An 18,221-nucleotide genomic window follows, 5' to 3' on the forward strand; every position below is an offset into this window, starting at 1 on the left:
ACCTTACTTCGGCGGCAGGCGGTACAGCGGCACGGCCACGGCCAGGCACGCCAGTCCCGCCAGCAGCATGGCCAGCTGAAAACCGCCTGCCAGGGCCGCAACCTGGCCCGCCCGCTCCAGCAGCGCGGCGGCGCGCAAGCTCATCACGCTGCCCAGCACGGCCACGCCCAGGGTCATGCCCGCCTGGCGCAAGGCATTCATGATGGCCGAGGCCATGGCGGCTCGCTCGCCGCCCACGGACGCCATCGCCAGCAAACCGGTGGCCGGCACGGCCAGTCCCATGGCCAGGCCCAGCAGGCCGAACAGGCTGCCGACGATGGCGTAGGGCGTCCGCGGCGCCAGCATCGCCGTCGCCAACAGCACCAGCCCCGCCAGCACATAGCCACCCAGCATCAAGCGCCGCAGGGACACGTGGCGGCTGAGGCGGCCAAAGCACATGGAAACGACGCCCATGGCCGCGAACTGCGGCAACATGCGCCAGCCGCTGGCCCCAGCCGGCCAGCCCTGGATTTGCTGCAGGTACAGCGAGAAGAAGAACAGGCTGCTGTAGCAGGCAAAGCCCAGCACCAGCGACGCCAGGTTGATCGACGCAAAGGCCCTGTCGCGAAACAGCCGCAGCGGCAACAGGGGGCGCGGCGCGCGCGCTTCGACGGCAAGAAAGGCAAGGAAGGCCAGCAGCGCCACGCCCAGCGATGCCCAGGCGGCCGCACCGCCCGCCTCGCCCAGCGCGATCAAGCCATAGGTGAGCGCGCCGAGCCAGACGATGCTGAGCACCTGCCCGGCACGATCCAGCGCCGCCTGCTCACGGTAGTGGCGTTCCGTGATGCCCCAGGCGCCCAGCAGCATGGCCAGCACTCCCAGCGGCAGATTGATCAGGAAGATGCTTTGCCAGCCCGTGGCCTCGAGCAGCATGCCGCCCAGCAGCGGCCCCAGGATCAGCGCCAGCGCGCTGAAGGCCGACCAGCCGCCGATCACGTGCGCCCGTTCGCGCGGGTCGGGAAACGCGTGGCTCAGTATCGGCATGGCGCCCGGTATCAGCAAGGCCCCCGCCACGCCCTGCACGGCCCTGCCCGCCAGCAGCAGCGGCAGGCTGGCCGCCAGCGCGCACAGCAGCGAACCGGCCGTAAACAGCGCCACGCCCAGCAGCCAGATGCGCTTGTGCCCATGCCGGTCGCCCAGCGGTCCGGCCGACAGCATGCAGGCCGACAGGCAGAGCGCATAGGCGTTGACCACCCACTGCAAGCCTGCCATGTCCGTCGCCAGCGCCGTTTGCAAGGTGGGCAAGGCGACGTTGACGATGCTGATGTCGAGCGAGGCGAGAAAGGTCCCCAGATAGGCGGCGGCCACCAGGGCCGCGCGGCGATAACGTTGCATGGAGTCGCTCCAATTCATGAGTTTGCCTTCATCATATCAATCGACTGACCGTCGGTCAATTGGAAATAACAAAGCAGTCCGGCCATGTCTGGGAATCGAGCGCCGCGTCATTTATACTGCAGGCATGTCTCCATCCCGCCCAGCAAGCCCCGCCATGCCTGATGCCGCCCCTGCCACGGACGCGCCGGCGCGTCCCCGCACCAAGCCAGCCGAAGTGCGCCTCGATGAATTGATGGCCGCCGCCGAACGGCTATTCCTCGACAAGGGTGTCGAGGCGACCACCGTCGGCGACATCACCAGCCTGGCCGGCGTGGCGAAAGGCACCTTCTATCATTATTTCCCATCCAAGCACGAGATGCTGGCGGCGCTGGCCGGGCGCTATACGCAGCACTTCCTGGCCAGCCTGGAAGCGGCCATCGGCCTGTGCATGCCCAACGACTGGGAAGGCCGGCTGCGCGCCTGGGTGCAGGCGAATGTGGCCACCTACCTGCGCACCTGGCAATTGCACGACATCGTCTACACGAGCCACCGCCGCAGCATCGGCATCGATCCCGCGGACAATCGCGACAAGGACGCCATCCTGGCCCAGCTGGGCGCCATCCTGGCGGGCGGCGCGGCGGCGGGCGCGTGGCCTTTGCCGCAGCCGCGCCTGGCGGCCCTGATGATTTACTCGGCCGTGCATGGCGTGACGGACGACGCCATCGCCGCGCAACTGCAGGACAGCAGCGCCTTCGCCACCGACGTGGCCGACGCCTGCCTGCGCATGCTGGGCACGCAGCGCTGACGCGGGCGGCCTGGCGACAGCTCAGTGCGCCGGCAGGCGGATGGTCGCTTCCAGGCCGCCGTCGCGGTGGTTGGCCAGGGTCAGCTCGCCGCCGTGGGCCTGGACGATGCTGCGCGCGATGCCGAGTCCCAGCCCCATGCCATGCGCGTTTTGCTCGCGGCCATGTTCCAGGCGCACATACGGCTGGAACAGGCTGGCGAACGCCTCTTCTGCCACGCCGGGGCCGTCGTCGCGGATGCGGATGACCACGTGCCCTCCTTCGCGGCATGCCGACAGATGGGCCGTCTTGCCGTAAAACAAGGCATTGTCGAGCAGATTGCCGATGGCGCGCTTCAGCGCCAGCGGCTTGGCCTTCACGCTCAGGCCCGTCTCCTCGTAATGCACGTCGTGGCCCGCCAGCTGGGTACCGCGCACCATGCGCTGCAGCAAGGCGTCGAGCCGCACCTCGGTGGCGTTTTCATGGATGTCGCTATCCTTCACGCATTGCAGCGCGCCCTTCACCATCATGTCCAGCTCATCGAGGTCATCGTGGAATTCGTTGCGCTGCACATCATCGTCGAGCAGTTCCGTGCGCAGTTTCAGGCGCGTGATGGGCGTGCGCAAATCGTGCGAAATCGAGACGAACAGCCGTTCGCGGTCTTCCAGGTAGCGCTGGATGCGTTCGCGCATGGCGCTGAAGGCGCGCGCCGTCTGCACGAATTCGCGGCTGCCCGTCTGCGGCAGCGGCGGCGGCGTCTCGCCACGGCCAAACGCTTCGGCCGCGTCCGACAGGGCCGCCAGCGGCCGCGTGGTCCAGCGCACGACGAGGATGGACAGCAGCAGCACGGCCGCCAGCGACAACGCTTGCAGCAGCACCCGGTCCAGGGTCCACGGGTTACTGCTTTGCAAGAAATACGGGTTGGGCATCAGTGCCGCCAGGTACAGCCAGTTGCCCGGCTCCAGCTCGGCCTGGATCACGAGCACGGGCGCGGGATTCGGTTTCAGCAGCAAGATATGCTGGACCCAGTTTTCCGGCAAGTCGCCGATGTGCGCGCCGCTGTCGGCCACCACCAGGTCGCCCGGCCAGGCGAAGCCCACGCGGTAGCCGGCCAGCTGCGGCAAGTCGCTCTTCAGCGCCGCGCCCACCGTGGCCACCACCGTATCGGCCAGCGCGTGCGGCGCGATTTCGCGGATGGCCAGCGGCCCCTGGTTGACGTTGACAAAGAAGCGCGTGCCGCCCATCTCGCGAAATTGCTGGATCAGGATGGGCCGGTAATTGGCCGGCAGGCTGAGGAAAAAGCGGATGGTGCTGGCGGCGCTGCGGGCCAGGTGCTGCGAAGCCATGCGCGCCTCCACCGCCGAGTCGCGGCGCAGCTGCGTGGCCCAGATCAGGTTGCCCACCAGTTGCGTAGCCAGCACGCCGGCCACCATCACCACGGACAGGCGCCCCAGCAGCGATGGCGGCAGCAGGCGCCCCAGCAGCCGGCGCATGCCGCGCTCAGGCATGCCCACTGCTCACGTCGGCCGAAAACACATAGCCGGCGCCGCGCACCGTCTTGATCAGCATGGGCTGCTTGCCGTCATCCTTCAGGCGCAGGCGCAGCCGGCTCACCTGCACATCGAGCGAGCGGTCGAGCGGCCCCGCGTCGCGCCCCCGTGTCTGTTCGCACAGCACGCTGCGGTCGAGGATATCGCCCGGATGCTCGACGAAATAGCGCAGCAGCTGGAAATCGAGGCCCGTCAGCTGCAGCGCTTCGCCGTCGGCATCCGTCACCGTGCGCTCCAGCGTGTCGAGGGTAAAGCCGACGAAGCGGTAGTAGCGGGGCGGCGCGGCCGCGTCGATGCCCGTGCGGCGGTGGATGGCCTTGATGCGCGCCAGCAATTCGCGCGGGCTGTAGGGCTTGGCGATGTAGTCGTCGGCGCCCAGCTCCAGTCCCACCACGCGGTCCGTCTCGTCGGAACTGGCCGTCAGCATGATGATGGGCACGTTCGAGCGGGCGCGCACCACCTTGCACAGGGCGAAACCGTCCGTGTCGGGCAGCATCACGTCGAGGATCACCAGCGACAGGCTGTCGACGTGGCGGTGGAATTCGGCCAGGAAGGTGGCGCCGTCGTGCGCCAGGCCCACCTCGTACTGGTTCTTTTCCAGGTAGGCCTTCAGCAGCATGCGGGTCTTTTGATCGTCGTCAACGACCAGGATTTTGCGCGACATGGTCTCGTCCTTTTTTATTCAGTGCCTGCAACATGCTGCCGATGCGGCGCTGTGCGTCGGCCGCGCTGATCGTCTCGTCCAGGAAATAGCGGTGCACTTCGGCGATGATGGCGTCCTTGCTGGTTTCATCGGTGGCCATGCGGTGCACGAGGCTGGGCGCCTGGAAGGCGGCGCCACGCGCGAATGCCTGCGCCGAGGCGCGCCCGCAGCTGTCCAGGCGCGACAGGTCGGCCTGGCGCAAGGCGGGAATCGAACCCTTCACCTGGCTGTATTCGAGCTGCACGGGCGGCGAAGCGACCACCTGCGCCAGCTTTTCCTGCGCGCCCTGGTGCGTGTAATCGGATGCGAACATGGCCAGGGTATCGATGCTGTACAGGTGGTAGTCGCCCGTGTCGGGTGCGGCGGCGCAGCCGAACACCTCGTCCGTGGCGCGGCCCCAGGCGTTCAGCTCGCCTTTCGCCCAGTCGCCCATGATGTACATGGCCGCCTCGCCATCGCCCACCTGGCGCGCCATTTCGGGCCAGCCCTGTTCGCGCAGCGGCGCGCCCATCCATTGCTTCAGCGACCTCAGCCGCTGCAAGGCGTGGCGCAGGCGCGGGTCCGCATACGCCTCGGCCTTCTTCTCGACAAACAGGGCGCGGTAATACGCGGGCCCCGATTCGGCCAGCACCAGCGTTTCAAACAGCGTGGCCACCTGCCACGCTTCGCTGCTTTGCGCCAGCGGCGTGATGCCGGCCTGGCGCAGCTTGCCGGCCACGCGCTCGAAGTCGCTCCAGCTGCGCGGCACGGCCAGGCCCAGGCGCTGGAAGATCTTGCGGTTGTAAAACAGGGTGTTGATGCGGTGGATGCCGGCCGGCACGCCCATCGTATGGCCGCGGTTCTGCAGCAAGCCCCACACGGTGGGATACATGGTGGCGCGCCAGTTGTTGCTGGCGGCGACGCTGTCGAGCTGCAGCAGCAGGCCCAGGTCGCTCCACTCGCCCAGCGTGTAGCCGATCAGCTGCATGACTTCCGGCGAATTGCCAGCCAGCACGCGGCTCTTCAAGACCTTGCCCGCGCCGACGCCGGCGCCGCCCGCGATGCCCGCGTCGCGCCATTCGATGCCCTCCTGCGCCAGGCGCGCCACCAGTACGTCGGCGGCGCGGCGCTCGCCGGCCGACGTCCACCAGTGCAGCACTTGCAGCGCTTCGGCCCGCACGGGCACGCTGCCAAACAGGGTCGCCAGCAGCGCCAGCGCCGCCACGCCGCGACGGCGGGCGGCCCCGGCATGGCGGTCGGCGGTGCTGCGCGGTGGCGTCTTCAATCCTGTCCCCTTTTTCTTGTCGCGACAAACTATAGCCCAACTACAAAACAGCATGTTGGTAATTTAGTACCTTGATTTGTAAAGAAATGTGAGCTTTTGTTGCCCTATCTTGTGCGACTCATCAACCAGCGCGGCCGCCTGACGCCCCGCGCGGCGCGCCACGGCAGTGAACGACGGTAAGGAAAGGTAAGCAGGCGCGCCTGCGCATTTCGACATTTCCCTTTTGAATCAATGACATGCGCGATGCAGGCCGGCGCCATGCCGGGTGCTGGCGTCACATTTTCCCCGATGCTACTGTCCGCCAACTGCAGCGTAACAGGCAGCCAAACAAGACCAACACCAACAAGGAGACGACATGCAACAGCATGCAAAAGGCGGCGTGGCCGCGCGCAACACATTGCTGGCCCTGCTGCTGGCCAGCGGCACGGCACAGGCGGGCACGCTTACCATCGAAAGCTGGCGCGTGGATGACAAGACGCTGTGGGAAACGGTGCTCATCCCCGCCTTCCAGAAAAAGCATCCTGGCATCGACGTCAAGTTCTCGCCCACCGCCCCCACCGAATACGATTCCACCCTGAATGCGCGCTTGAGCGGCGGCACGGCCGGCGACTTGCTGGCTTGCCGCCCGTTCGACGTCTCGCTGGCCCTGTACAAGCGGGGCCAGCTGGAAAAGCTCGACGGCAAGGCCGGCATGGACAACTTCCCCGCCTCGGCCAAGGTGGCGTGGCAGACGGACGATGGCAAGGATACCTTCTGCATGCCGATCGCTTCCGTCATGCATGGTTTCCTGTACAACAAAAAAATCTTCCGCGAACTGAAGCTGCAGCCGCCCGCCACGGAAGAGGAGTTCTTCAAGGTGCTGGAAACGGTCAAGAAGAGCGGCAAATATGCGCCGCTGGCGCTGGGCACGGCCGACCAATGGGAAGCGAACCAGGTAATCTTCACCAGCATCGGCGCCAATTACTGGAAGGGCGAGGATGGCCGCAAGGCGCTGATCGCCGGCAAGGCCAAGTTTACCGATCCGCAATTCATCGCCGCCTGGGAATATGAAGCACGGCTGGGCAGCTATCTGTCCAAGGGCGCCAGCGCGCAAACCTATGGCGACAGCCAGAACCAGTTCGCGCTGGGCAAGGCCGCCATCTACCCGTCCGGCTCCTGGGACATCGCCTATTTCAAGCAGGATCCGGAGCTGGAACTGGGCGCCTTCAACCCGCCCGTGCGCAAGGCCGGCGACAAGTGCTACATCTCGGACCACACGGACATCGGCATGAGCGTCAACAAGAAGTCGAAGAACAAGGAAGACGCCTACAAATTCCTCGCCTGGCTCGGATCGCAGGAATTCGCCGACATCTATACCAACAAGGTGACGGGTTTCTTTTCGCTGTCGAACCATTTGATCTCGATCAAGGACCCGCTGGCCAAGCAGATGAATGGCTGGCGCGCCAGCTGCGCCTCGACCATCCGCCTGAACGCGCAAATCCTCAACCGTGGCGAACCGAGCATGGAAAACGAGCTGTGGAACGTCAACGCCCAGGTCTTGAACGGCAAGCTGGCGCCGAAGGACGCGGCGCGCCAGATCCAGGCCGGCTTTGCCAAGTGGTACAAGCCGCAGCAGTAATCCTCCCCGCCATCCTCCCCGCGCGACCGGCCCGAGCAGTGCGATGCAGCGACCGGCGGCGCGGTTTTGCCGGCGGCCCCGCCGCCGGTGCTTTTCTTCGTCTGGAGTTTCGCCGTGAAAAAAGCTTTCCCGTGGCACGTGCTCGTGTTCCTGGCCCCGGCGCTGGTCATTTACTCGCTGTTCAGCGCCCTGCCCCTGGCCGATACCCTGCGCCTCGGCCTGTACACGACCGATGAGGGCGGCCAGCACCATTTCGCCGGCCTGGCCAACTACGCCACCATCCTGTTCGACCCGCAATGGTCGCAAAGTTTCTGGAATGCGATGTGGAACAACTGCAAGTTTTTCCTCATCCACATGCTGCTGCAAAATCCCATCGGCCTGCTGCTGGCCACCCTCTTCAGCCTCAAGGGGCTGAAAGGCGAACGCAGCTACCGCACCCTGATCTTCCTGCCCACCCTGCTGTCCGTCGTCATCATCGGCTTCATCTGGCAACTGATTCTGTCTCCGCTGTGGGGCGTGGGCCAGTCGCTGATGGATGGCGTGGGCATCGGCAGCCATTTCGCGCCGTGGCTGGGCCAGGAATCGACGGCCCTGCTGACCATCGCCCTCATTTCCGTTTGGCAATATATCGGCATCCCCATGATGCTGATCTATGCGGCCCTGCTGGCCGTGCCCGAGGAAATCATCGAGGCGGCCCACGCGGAAGGGGCCAGCGCCATGCGCATCTTCTGGCAAATCAAGCTGCCGCTGATCTGGCCCACGCTGGGGCTGGTGACCATCCTCACCTTTGTCGCCAACTTCAATGCCTTCGACCTCGTGTATTCCGTGAAAGGCGCGCTGGCGGGGCCGAACTATGCCACCGACATCCTCGGCACCTTCTTTTACCGCACCTTCTTCGGTTACCAGGCCCAGCTGGGCAGTCCCACCATGGGCGCCGCCGTGGCCACCATGATGTTCCTCGTCATCCTCGCGGGCGTGGGCGTGTATTTCTTTTTCGTGCAGCGCAAGCTGACACGCTACGAACTGTAAGGGCCGCCATGCGCAACGTTTCCACCCGCCCCCTGGGCCGCGCCGCCGTGCATGCGATCCTGGCCGGCTATACCATCATCGCCCTGTTCCCCATCGTCTTGATCCTGATCAACTCGGTCAAGACGCGGGCCGCCATCTTCGACAATCCGCTGGCCCTGCCCACGCCCGCCACCTTTTCCCTCGTGGGCTTTCACAAGGTGCTGGCCAACTCGGACTTCCTGCTGTATTTCGGCAACAGCCTGTTCGTCACCTTGCTGTCGCTGCTGCTGATCGTGCTGTTCGGCGCCATGGCTGCCTGGGCCTTGTCCGAATACACGTTTACGGGCAACCGCCTGCTGACCCTGTACCTGGCGCTGGGCATCATGATCCCCATCCGCCTGGGCACGGTCTCCATCCTGGAACTGGTGGTGCGGCTCGACCTGATCAACACCCTGACGGCGCTGGTGCTGGTCTACACGGCGCAGGGCCTGCCGCTGGCCGTGATGATTCTGTCCGAATTCGTGCGCCAGGTGCCGCGCGAACTGAAGGATGCGGCGCGCTGCGACGGCGTGGGCGAGTTTGCCATCTTCTTCCAGGTGATCCTGCCGCTGATCCGCCCCGCCATCGCCACGGTGGCCGTGTTCACCATGATACCCGCCTGGAACGACCTGTGGTTCCCGCTGATCCTGGCGCCGTCAGACCGCACCAAGACCGTCACGCTGGGCGTGCAGCAATTCATCGGCCAATACGTGACGGACTGGAACTCCGTGCTGGCGGCGCTGTCGCTGGCCGTCATTCCCGTGCTCGTCATGTACGTCATTTTCTCTCGTCAACTGATCCGCGGCCTGACGTCCGGCGCGGTCAAATAATAGGTGCGCCATGGCCCATGTAAGCCTGCAACAACTGACCAAATCCTATGACGGCCACAACAATGTGCTGGCCGGCATCGACCTCGACATCCGCGACGGCGAGTTCGTCGTGCTGGTGGGCCCTTCCGGCTGCGGCAAGTCAACCCTGCTGCGCATGCTGTGCGGCCTGGAAAGCATTTCGCAAGGCACCTTGTCCATCGGCGGCAAGGTCGTCAACGACTTGCCGCCGGCCGAACGGGGCATCGCCATGGTCTTCCAGAGCTATGCGCTGTATCCGCACATGAGCGTATTTCGCAACATGGCCTTCGGCCTGAAGATCGCCGGCGCCAGCAAGGACGCCATCGCCCGGCGCGTGCGCCACGCGGCCGCCATCCTGAAGATCGACCACTTGCTGGAACGCCTGCCGCGCGAACTGTCGGGCGGCCAGCGCCAGCGCGTGGCCATCGGCCGCGCCATCGTGCGCGAACCGCAGCTGTTCCTGTTCGACGAGCCGCTGTCCAACCTCGACGCGGCCCTGCGCATGCAGACGCGGCTGGAAATTGCCAAGCTGCACCGCCAGCTGAACGCCACCATCGTCTACGTCACGCACGACCAGGTCGAGGCGATGACCCTGGGCGACAAGATCGTCGTCATGCATGGCGGCCATATCCAGCAGGCGGGCACGCCGCTCGAGCTGTACCAGCAGCCGGCCAACCGCTTCGTGGCCGGCTTCATCGGCGCGCCGATGATGAATTTCTTCGAGGGCAAGGTCATTGCCGCGCAGGACGATGGCGTGCGCGTGGCGCTGGCCAGCGGCCAGGAAATCACGGCCCTCGTCGATCCGGCCGGCCTGCTGGCGGGCGACGCCGTCACGGTGGGCCTGCGCGCCGAGCACATCCTGGAAAACGGCGCCGGCAGCGCCCGCTTCCAGGGCGTCGTCAGCCTGGTGGAACACCTGGGCGAAGCCAATTTCATCTACCTGACGCTGGACAACGGCCAGGAACTGGTGATACGCGGCGACGGCAACAACCGCGTGCCGCTGGGCCAGCCATTCACGGTCTCGGCCGCCAGCAGCGCCTTCCATCTGTTCGACGCGCAAGGCGTGGCGCGCACGCGGCGCCAGCCCGGCAACCTGGTTTCATCGAAACAGATACTGGCCGCCTGAGCATCGCGCCCAGGCAGTCCCCCCGATTGGATCGGCAGCGATCCGGTACGACGTGCCCAAGCACGCATTTTTATAACGACAAGGAGACTCCATGCAACACCCGATCAAGACCTCGCTGGCCCTCGCCTGCACTGTACTGCTGGCCTGCGGCGCGGCCCGCGCCAGCGATGCCGAAGGCGAATACCACGGCTACTTCCGCGCCGGACTCGGCTCGAGCACGGACAGCCGCGGCCCGCAAAGCTGCTACGGCCTGGGCGGCAATACCATGCGCTACCGGCTCGGCAACGAATGCGACACCTATGGCGAGTTCGAATACCAGAAGGAAATGGCCAGGTCGGCCAACGGCGTCAGCTTCGTCGGCCATATCATGGTGGCCGCCTACACGCCCAGCTCCGCCGTCAGCGATGCGGACCTGAGCATGTCGAAGATGTATGTGGAAGCGAAAAACATACCCGCGCTCAATGGCGGCACGGCCTGGATCGGCAAGCGCTACTACATGCGTCCCGACATCCACATGCTGGATCTGCAATACATCAATATGAACGGCACGGGCGGTGGCATCGACCAGTACAAGCTGGGGCCGGGCCGCATCAGCTATGGTTTCTTCAAGGATAACGACAAGCCCGGCAACTCGGCCATCCGGCAAAACCTCGTCTACCAGGGCATCCCGATCAACCAGGATGGCACGCTGGAAGTGCTGACCACGCTCATCACGCCCGACAAGAAGGACAGCAGCTCGCACAGCGGCTGGCAAGCGACCGTGCTGCACAAGCAGGATAAGGTATGGGGCGGCGCCAATACCTTCGGCATCCAGTACGGCGTCGGGCCGGGCACGGGCGCCGGCGGCCAGTGCTGCGACCGCATGGGCACCACGGGTTCGATCCGCAACGGCAGCGACGTCACGCGTTTGCGCATCTTCAATTCGCTGTGGATACAGCCGACGCCGGAATGGAGCGCGGAAATGATCGCCATCGTGCAGCGCGACAAGTCCGACGCCTCGGGCGGCAGCTCGACCTGGACCACCCTGGGCGTGCGCCCCGTGTATGCCGTCAACGACAACTTCAAGCTGCAGTTCGAACTGGGCACGGACCGCGTGACGTCGCCCACGGGCGGCGGCGCGCAGCGCCTGACCAAGCTGACCTTCGCGCCCACCCTGACGGCGGGCAAGGGCTACTGGTCGCGTCCCGAGCTGCGCGCCTTTGTCACTTACGGCAAATGGAACGACGCCGCCACGCCTGCCGTCAACAAGGCCAATGAATCGGGCCCCGTGTACGGCAACGCCACCAGCGGCACCTCGTTCGGCCTGCAAGTGGAGACGTGGTTTTAAGCGCCGGTTTCAAGCCTACATCTTGATATGGCGCAGTGCATGCGCCTGTCGGACTGCGCGAAATCGCGTGCCGCGCTATGCTGCACGCCATACCGCACACTTCGGAGGTCGCATGCACGCCGCATTTCCACGGGTCGCCGCCGCGCTGGCCCTCGCTTTCGCCAGCATGGCCTGGGCCCGCGATGCCGCCGTGGCGCCCGTCCTGAGCACGCGCCAGCAGGCGCTGATGGCCACCGTCGTCGGCAGCGCCGCCCAGCCGCGCATCCTGCAGGTGAGCCTCGATGAACTGCATCCGACCCAGCCGGCCATCGGCTACGACCAGGTGTATTACAAGCTGGGACGCTATGCGGCCGAAGAAAAGCACATCGCCGACATCGCCAAGCCAAAGAAATTCGCCGACCTGTGCGAAGCCAATGGCCAGGGCGACGTCCTGTCCGGCACGGCCAATGTGGCCGGCGCCACCCTGGGCGCCCCACCGCCCGGCTACCGCTGCAAGGCGGCCGTGGGCAGCCGTCCGGACGACATGAAGTCCGTCGTCATCGGCCCGCAAGGCAAACTCTACCTGACAGATGGCCACCACACGTTTTCCACCTTCTGGGAGGCCGATGGCGGACGCAACCACCGGTTGAAAGTCTGGGTCAAGGTCAGCGACAATTTCAGCGCCCTGGACGAATCCGCGTTCTGGACGCGCATGCGCGCGGAAAACAAGGTGTGGCTGAAGGATGGCCGCAACCAGCCCATCGCGCCGCAGCAGCTGCCGGCCGCCATCGGCCTGCAGTCGCTCGGCGACGACCGCTACCGCGCGCTCGTCTACTTCACGCGCGAAGTCGGCTACGAGCCGCCCGACCATGCCACGGAATTCCTCGAATTCTATTGGGCCGACTGGCTGCGCGGCAAGCCGGCGCTGGACCTGGCGCGCATCGACCTGCTGAACCCCGCCGCGTATGCCAACGCGATTTTGCAGGCGGCGCAGGCCATGGTGGCGCTGCAACCGGCCGATATCGTCAGCGGCGGCAAACGCGCGGCGGACCTGGGCGCGCTGGACGAGGTCGACCATGAAACGCTGGCTGAATTGACGCAGGACAAGGGCAAGCTGCGCTACGCCATCGACTACCGCAAGTCGCTGGGCAGGCAGGGCCGCATGCGAGGGAGCGTGCCGCGGACCTCAGTCCGGCCGCTCCACCAGGTAGCCCTTCCCTTGCAGCTCCGTCAGGTAGCCGTCCGGCCGCAGCAAATCGGCCAGGCGCAAGGTGGCGAAGGTGCTGGCATTGGCCGATAGCGCTTTCTCGGCGGCGGCGATCCACGCCGTCTGAATGCGCGCCTTCACATTCTGCAGCCCCGCGTGCTTGCGGGTGAACTCAGCATTGCGCATGGCGTCGCCGCAGGCGCTTTCCTGGTCCTCGAAGCCGAGTTTTTCGATGCCTTCCAGATCGCCCTTGGACCAGGCGCTGGCCCGTACCCGCATGGCGTCGATATCGCTTTCGAGCCGGGACAAGGTACGGGAAAAGCACTCGACATCGGCCAGCGCCGATTTTTTGAAATCACTCATGACCTGCGCGGGATTGTCCATCTCCAGATCGATGCGGGTCCTGACTCTTTCCAGCTTGTGCTGTTTGACCATGGCCGATATCTTGCGCTCCACCTCGTATCCCTTGCCCAGTCCCGCATGCTTCAAGCCGGCCTGGAACAGGGCATCGGCCGCGAAGATGGGGCGCTCGCGCTCGATACCGTCGTCATCGCCCAGATATTTGGCCTTCAAGGGCTGCCAGCGCGCATAGACATCGGCGGGCAACACGTCATGCAAGGTGGCGCCATCGGGATTTTTCTTCAAGCCGATGACGCCGGGCAGCAGCGTCAAGCCGCGAAAGAAGCCGACACTGGTGCTGGCGCCCGGCGGCTCCAGGTATTGCTGCGACTGTCCAAGCACGCTTTCCACCTGCTGCGAGCGCCACTGCATCTTTTCAGGCAGCGGCGAATACGTGGCGAATACCCACAGCACATGGCCATCCTTGCTGACCTTCCACAAGCCCGGACCGGGACGCTGCGCACTCACCACGATACGCTCCGTTTCCCGCTCCGTTTCCCGCTCCTGCACTTGCGCCTGCTCGGCCTCGGGCGCCTCCTGCGCCCAGGGGGACGACGCGCACAAAAACACCGGGAGCGTCATTGCGGAGACGGCTAGCAGGCGCAGCAACATGATGGTCTTCCTTGTAAAGTTTTCTAAACAATAACACGCCGTTTGCCGTACCGGGGCAGCGCAGGCGCAAAAAAGCCCGCCGGCTCCGTGGAGCGGGCGGGCCCGGATGACGCAGCGGCGCTTACGCGATGCGCTCGCCGTTGGCCGGATCAAACATGGCCGCTTTCGACAGGTTGAACGACAGCTGCATGGTCTGCCCCGGCAGCACCGCTTCGCGCGGGTGCGTGCGGCAAGTGACTGCCGCGCCGTTCAGGCGCGTCGTCAGCAGGGTGTCGGGACCGGTCGGCTCGACCAGGTCGATCAGGCAGCCCAGTTCCTGGCCGACGTCGCCGTGCGCGCTGCTCATGTCCGTGATCTGTTCCGGACGCACGCCCAGGATCACCTCGCGGCCAGCATGGCTGCGCAGCTTGTCGGCGGCGAATGGCAGGGCCAGGCGCATGCTCTTGCCCGCGTTCTCGATGGCGGCAAACACGTCATTGCCTTCGATGACAGGCTTGACGGTGATGAAGTTCATCGACGGCGAGCCGATGAATCCTGCCACGAACAGATTGGCCGGATTGTCGTAGATTTCCTGCGGCGTGCCCAGCTGCTGCACCACCCCATCCTTCATGACGGCGATCAAATCGCCCATCGTCATCGCCTCGATCTGGTCATGCGTGACGTAGACGATGGTGGCTTTCAGGCGCTGGTGCAGCAGCTTGATCTCGGCGCGCATTTCCACGCGCAGCTTGGCGTCCAGGTTCGACAGCGGTTCGTCGAACAGGAACAGCGACGGCTTGCGCGAAATGGCGCGGCCCATGGCCACGCGCTGGCGCTGGCCGCCCGACAGCTGCGCCGGACGGCGGTCCAGCAAGTGCGTGATCTGCAGCGTTTCGGCGACGCGGGCGACGATTTCCTCCTGCTCGGCCTTCGGCACTTTTTTCACATTCAGGCCAAAGGCGATGTTCTCGCGCACCGTCATCGACGGGTACAGGGCGTAGGACTGGAACACCATGGCGATGTCGCGGTCCTTCGGCGGCAAGTCGTTGACGACCTTGCCGTCGATGAGGATTTCGCCCGAAGTGACGCTTTCCAGGCCGGCCACCATATTGAGCAAGGTCGATTTGCCGGAGCCGGAGCCGCCGACGAGGATCAGGAACTGGCCATCCTTGATCTCGATGTCGATGCCTTTCAGGACTTCGACGCCATTCGTGTATACCTTGCGGATGCTGCGTATCGATAAACTGGACATATTCTTTCCTTAACCTTTGACTGCGCCTGCGGTCAGGCCGCGCACAAAATAACGGCCTGCGACCAGATAGACCAGCAGGGTCGGCAGCGCGGCAATCACCGCGGCCGCCATGTTGACGTTGTATTCCTTCACGCCCGTGGACGTGTTGACCAGGTTGTTCAGGCCCACCGTGATCGGCTGCGAATCGCCGCTGGCGAAGACGATGCCGAACAGGAAGTCGTTCCAGATCTGCGTGAATTGCCAGATGATGCAGACGACGAAAATCGGACCCGAAATCGGCAGCACGATCTTGCGGAAGATCAGGAAGAAGCCGGCGCCGTCGATGCGGGCCGCCTTGATCAGTTCTTCCGGCACGCCGATGTAGTAGTTGCGGAAGAACAGGGTCGTGAAGGCCGTGCCATACACCACGTGCACGAAGACGAGGCCCGTGGTGGTATTGGCCAGGCCGAATTCGCCCAGCAGGCGCGCCATCGGCAGGATCACCACCTGGAACGGGATGAAGCAGCCCACCAGCAAGGCAGCGAACAGCGCTTCGGAACCGCGGAAACGCCAGTGCGCGAACACATAGCCGTTGAAGGCGCCCAGGAAGGTCGAGATCAGCACGGCGGGAATCACCATCTTGATCGAGTTCCAGAAGAACGGCTGCATGCCGTCGCAGGTCACGCCCGTGCAGGCCGATGACCAGGCCTTGGACCAGGAATCGAACTGCCACACGTGCGGCAGCGCCAGCAGGTTGCCGCTGCGGATCTCGTCGAGCGACTTGAACGACGTCGACAGGGTCACGTACAGGGGCACGATGTAGTACACCGCGAACAGAATCAGCAGCAGGTATACAACCACCCGTCCGAGGGTGAGCCGGTTATTGCGTGTGTGTGTCATCTCATCGCCTTTGCGCTGCGCGTTTCCAGGTACATCAGCGGCACGAGCACGGCCACGATGGTGGCCAGCATCATCATTGCCGATGCCGAGCCCAGGCCCAGCTGGCCGCGGGTGAAGGAAAACTGGTACATGAAGATGGCCGGTACGGACGACGAGTTGCCAGGTCCGCCAGCCGTCAGTGCGATGACCAGGTCGAAGCTCTTGATGGCGATATGCGCGAGGATCAGCAGCACGCTGAAGAACACGGGACGCATGGCGGGAATCACGATGCGCCAGTAGATCGTCGGCAGGGACGCGCCGTCGACTTGCGCCGCCTTGATGATTTCGTCGTCGATGCCGCGCAGGCCGGCCAGGAACAGGGCCATGACGAAGCCCGACGACTGCCAGACGCCGGCGATCACCACCGTGTAGATGGCCATGTCGGAGTTCACCAGCCAGTCGAAGGTAAACGAGGTCCAGCCCCAGTCGTGCATGACCTTTTCCAGGCCCAGGCTGGGATTGAGCATCCATTTCCAGGCCGTGCCGGTAACGATGAAGGACAGCGCCATCGGATACAGGTAGATGGCGCGCAGCGCGCCTTCGGCGCGGATTTTCTGGTCCAGCAGGATCGCCAGGAACAGGCCGATGGCAATGCTGCAACCGATGAACAGGACACCAAAGATGCCGAGGTTCTTGAGCGAGGTCCACCAGCGCTCATTGTCGAACAGCTCGTAGTATTGCACCAGGCCGGCGAACTCGTAGTTCGGCATCAGCCGCGATTCGGTCAGCGAGAGCCAACCGGTCAGAAAGATAAAACCATAGACGAATACCAGGCTGGCGATGAGCGTCGGGCCCAGCACCATCTGCGGTATCCATCGGTCGAATTGCTTGCGTATGGACATAGGACAGCCGTAGAAGTAAAACTGCGTGTGGCACGCGCCTGGGCGACTGCCAGGGTGCGTGCCTGCGATGCATGCGATGCAGAACGCGCCGGCGGGGACGCCGGCGCTATCGTGATTACTTCACTTTTGCCGCTTTGGCCAGTTCGGCAACGGCGTCTTTCGAGCTCATGTTGGTGTTCATGAACTTGGCGACGACGTCGAACACGGCGCCTTGCGTGGCCGATGGCAGGGCCATGCCGTGGGCGAACGACGGCAGCAGCGCGCCGGTCTTGTTGGTGGCGTCCATGTCTTCCATCGATTTCAGGGCGCAAGCGTCGAACTTGTCCTTGGAAACGCCGGTGCGCACAGGGATGGAACCCTTGTTCAAGTTGAAGATCGACTGGAACTTCGGATTCATGATGGCGTTGGCCAGGGCGATCTGCCCTTTCTTCGCATTCGCATCCTTTTGCGTGAACATGGCAAACGAATCGATGTTGAAGGTGTAGGCTTTTTCGGTGCCTGGCGCGGCCACGCACAGGTAGTCCTTGCCTGGCACCTTGCCGGCGGCCGTGAACTCGCCCTTGGCCCAGTCACCCATGAACTGGAAGCCGGCCTTGTTGTTGATGACCATGGCGGTCGCCAGGTTCCAGTCGCGGCCGGCCGCGTCCTTGTCGATATAGGTCTTCACCTTGCCCAGGGTGTCGAACACCTTGAGCATGGTCGGGCCGGTCAATTCCTTCTGGTCCAGCTTGAGGATAGCCTTCTTGTAGAATTCCGTGCCGCCCACGCCCAGCGCGACCGATTCAAACACGGTGGCGTCCTGCCATGGCTGGCCGCCGTGGGCGATCGCGATGCCGCCCGATTTCTTGATCTTCTCGGCCGCTTCGAAGAAGGCTGGCCAGGTGGTCGGGGTGGTGGCGACGCCGGCTTTTTTCAGCACTTCCGGATTGACCCACATCCAGTTGACGCGGTGGACGTTGACGGGAGCGGCGACGTAGTGGCCCTTGTATTTCATGATGTCGGCGACGACTTTCGGCAGCACGGCATCCCATTTGCCTGGAATGGCGGCATCATCGATATTGGCCAGCACGCCTTCCGCGCCCCACTCCTGGATCGACGGGCCCTTGATCTGGGCGGCCGTTGGCGGATTGCCGGAAATGACGCGGGTCTTCAGCGCGGTCGCGGCGTTTTCGCCAGCGCCGCCAGCCACGGCGAAGTCTTTCCAGCCGAAGCCGCTTTCTTTCACGATTTGCTGCAACTGGCCCACGGACTTCGCTTCGCCGCCGGACGTCCAGTAGTGCAGCACTTCCACGTCGGTCGCGAATGCGCTGCCAGCGAATGCCAGGGTGGTCAGTGCGGCCAGTTGGGTAATCTTGAATTTCAGTTTCATCTCCACATTCCTTTTTTGATCAAGCTTTTAGGGGGCTTCGGCATAC

The 18,221-nt window shown here is 64.5% G+C and carries 16 protein-coding genes; 7 read left to right on the forward strand and 9 right to left on the reverse strand.

Going from position 1 to position 18,221, the window contains the following annotated elements; translation table 11 throughout:
• Nucleotides 1-3: 3 nt before the first annotated feature.
• The gene (locus tag YQ44_RS15480) at nucleotides 4-1,374 is read right to left on the reverse strand and encodes an MFS transporter (RefSeq protein WP_071326528.1); all 1,371 of its coding nucleotides are present in this window, start codon (nucleotides 1,372-1,374) and stop codon (nucleotides 4-6) included.
• A gap of 154 nt (nucleotides 1,375-1,528) precedes the next feature.
• On the opposite strand from YQ44_RS15480, the gene YQ44_RS15485 reads away from it, so the two are divergent.
• Entirely contained in the window at nucleotides 1,529-2,158 is a 630-nt protein-coding gene (locus tag YQ44_RS15485) for a TetR/AcrR family transcriptional regulator (RefSeq protein WP_071324158.1), read from the forward strand.
• Between the two features lie 21 nt (nucleotides 2,159-2,179).
• Here the strand turns inward: YQ44_RS15485 and YQ44_RS15490 are convergent, their stop codons facing one another.
• From YQ44_RS15490 to YQ44_RS15500, 3 genes are read right to left on the reverse strand one after another with little or no spacing between them, the layout of a single operon-like run.
• The gene (locus tag YQ44_RS15490) at nucleotides 2,180-3,643 is read right to left on the reverse strand and encodes an ATP-binding protein (protein ID WP_071324159.1); all 1,464 of its coding nucleotides are present in this window, start codon (nucleotides 3,641-3,643) and stop codon (nucleotides 2,180-2,182) included.
• Nucleotides 3,636-4,349 (reverse strand): response regulator, encoded by a 714-nt coding sequence (locus YQ44_RS15495; RefSeq protein WP_034757625.1) that lies wholly within the window; start codon nucleotides 4,347-4,349, stop codon nucleotides 3,636-3,638. Before YQ44_RS15495 ends, YQ44_RS15490 begins: the two co-directional genes overlap by 8 nt.
• The gene (locus YQ44_RS15500) at nucleotides 4,324-5,652 is read right to left on the reverse strand and encodes an ABC transporter substrate-binding protein (RefSeq protein ID WP_232250911.1); all 1,329 of its coding nucleotides are present in this window, start codon (nucleotides 5,650-5,652) and stop codon (nucleotides 4,324-4,326) included. Before YQ44_RS15500 ends, YQ44_RS15495 begins: the two co-directional genes overlap by 26 nt.
• Before the next feature lie 355 nt (nucleotides 5,653-6,007).
• On the opposite strand from YQ44_RS15500, the gene YQ44_RS15505 reads away from it, so the two are divergent.
• The 6 genes from YQ44_RS15505 (at nucleotide 6,008) to YQ44_RS15530 (ending at nucleotide 12,897) form a co-directional block, all read left to right on the forward strand.
• Complete coding sequence (locus YQ44_RS15505; protein ID WP_071324160.1) at nucleotides 6,008-7,270, forward strand: ABC transporter substrate-binding protein; 1,263 nt, start codon at nucleotides 6,008-6,010, stop codon at nucleotides 7,268-7,270.
• Nucleotides 7,271-7,384: 114 nt separating this feature from the next.
• Nucleotides 7,385-8,299: a carbohydrate ABC transporter permease gene (locus YQ44_RS15510; RefSeq protein WP_071326530.1), complete on the forward strand. Its 915-nt coding sequence runs from the start codon at nucleotides 7,385-7,387 to the stop codon at nucleotides 8,297-8,299.
• Nucleotides 8,300-8,307: 8 nt separating this feature from the next.
• A complete protein-coding gene (locus YQ44_RS15515) occupies nucleotides 8,308-9,147 on the forward strand; it encodes a carbohydrate ABC transporter permease (RefSeq protein ID WP_071324161.1) in 840 nt (279 codons plus the stop codon).
• A 10-nt stretch (nucleotides 9,148-9,157) separates the two neighbouring features.
• The gene (locus YQ44_RS15520; RefSeq protein WP_071324162.1) at nucleotides 9,158-10,291 is read left to right on the forward strand and encodes an ABC transporter ATP-binding protein; all 1,134 of its coding nucleotides are present in this window, start codon (nucleotides 9,158-9,160) and stop codon (nucleotides 10,289-10,291) included.
• A 91-nt stretch (nucleotides 10,292-10,382) separates the two neighbouring features.
• Nucleotides 10,383-11,618, forward strand: coding sequence for a maltoporin (locus YQ44_RS15525; protein ID WP_071324163.1), 1,236 nt, complete (start codon nucleotides 10,383-10,385; stop codon nucleotides 11,616-11,618).
• A 112-nt stretch (nucleotides 11,619-11,730) separates the two neighbouring features.
• A complete protein-coding gene (locus YQ44_RS15530) occupies nucleotides 11,731-12,897 on the forward strand; it encodes a ParB/Srx family N-terminal domain-containing protein (protein ID WP_071324164.1) in 1,167 nt (388 codons plus the stop codon).
• On the opposite strand, the gene YQ44_RS28330 is transcribed toward YQ44_RS15530, so the two are convergent.
• The 5 genes from YQ44_RS28330 to YQ44_RS15555 all read right to left on the reverse strand — a co-directional run bounded on the left by YQ44_RS28330 (nucleotide 12,784) and on the right by YQ44_RS15555 (nucleotide 18,175).
• The gene (locus tag YQ44_RS28330; RefSeq protein WP_083411880.1) at nucleotides 12,784-13,815 is read right to left on the reverse strand and encodes a TraB/GumN family protein; all 1,032 of its coding nucleotides are present in this window, start codon (nucleotides 13,813-13,815) and stop codon (nucleotides 12,784-12,786) included. The genes YQ44_RS15530 and YQ44_RS28330 overlap by 114 nt on opposite strands.
• Nucleotides 13,816-13,936: 121 nt before the next feature.
• Complete coding sequence (locus YQ44_RS15540; protein ID WP_071324166.1) at nucleotides 13,937-15,046, reverse strand: ABC transporter ATP-binding protein; 1,110 nt, start codon at nucleotides 15,044-15,046, stop codon at nucleotides 13,937-13,939.
• Between the two features lie 9 nt (nucleotides 15,047-15,055).
• Nucleotides 15,056-15,925 (reverse strand): carbohydrate ABC transporter permease, encoded by an 870-nt coding sequence (locus YQ44_RS15545; RefSeq protein WP_071324167.1) that lies wholly within the window; start codon nucleotides 15,923-15,925, stop codon nucleotides 15,056-15,058.
• Nucleotides 15,922-16,806: a carbohydrate ABC transporter permease gene (locus tag YQ44_RS15550; RefSeq protein ID WP_034777935.1), complete on the reverse strand. Its 885-nt coding sequence runs from the start codon at nucleotides 16,804-16,806 to the stop codon at nucleotides 15,922-15,924. Before YQ44_RS15550 ends, YQ44_RS15545 begins: the two co-directional genes overlap by 4 nt.
• Nucleotides 16,807-16,921: 115 nt before the next feature.
• On the reverse strand, nucleotides 16,922-18,175 hold the full coding sequence (locus tag YQ44_RS15555; protein WP_071324168.1) for an ABC transporter substrate-binding protein: 1,254 nt from the start codon (nucleotides 18,173-18,175) through the stop codon (nucleotides 16,922-16,924).
• Nucleotides 18,176-18,221 lie beyond the last annotated feature (46 nt).

This window comes from Janthinobacterium sp. 1_2014MBL_MicDiv (assembly GCF_001865675.1).
Taxonomy (GTDB): domain Bacteria; phylum Pseudomonadota; class Gammaproteobacteria; order Burkholderiales; family Burkholderiaceae_D; genus Janthinobacterium.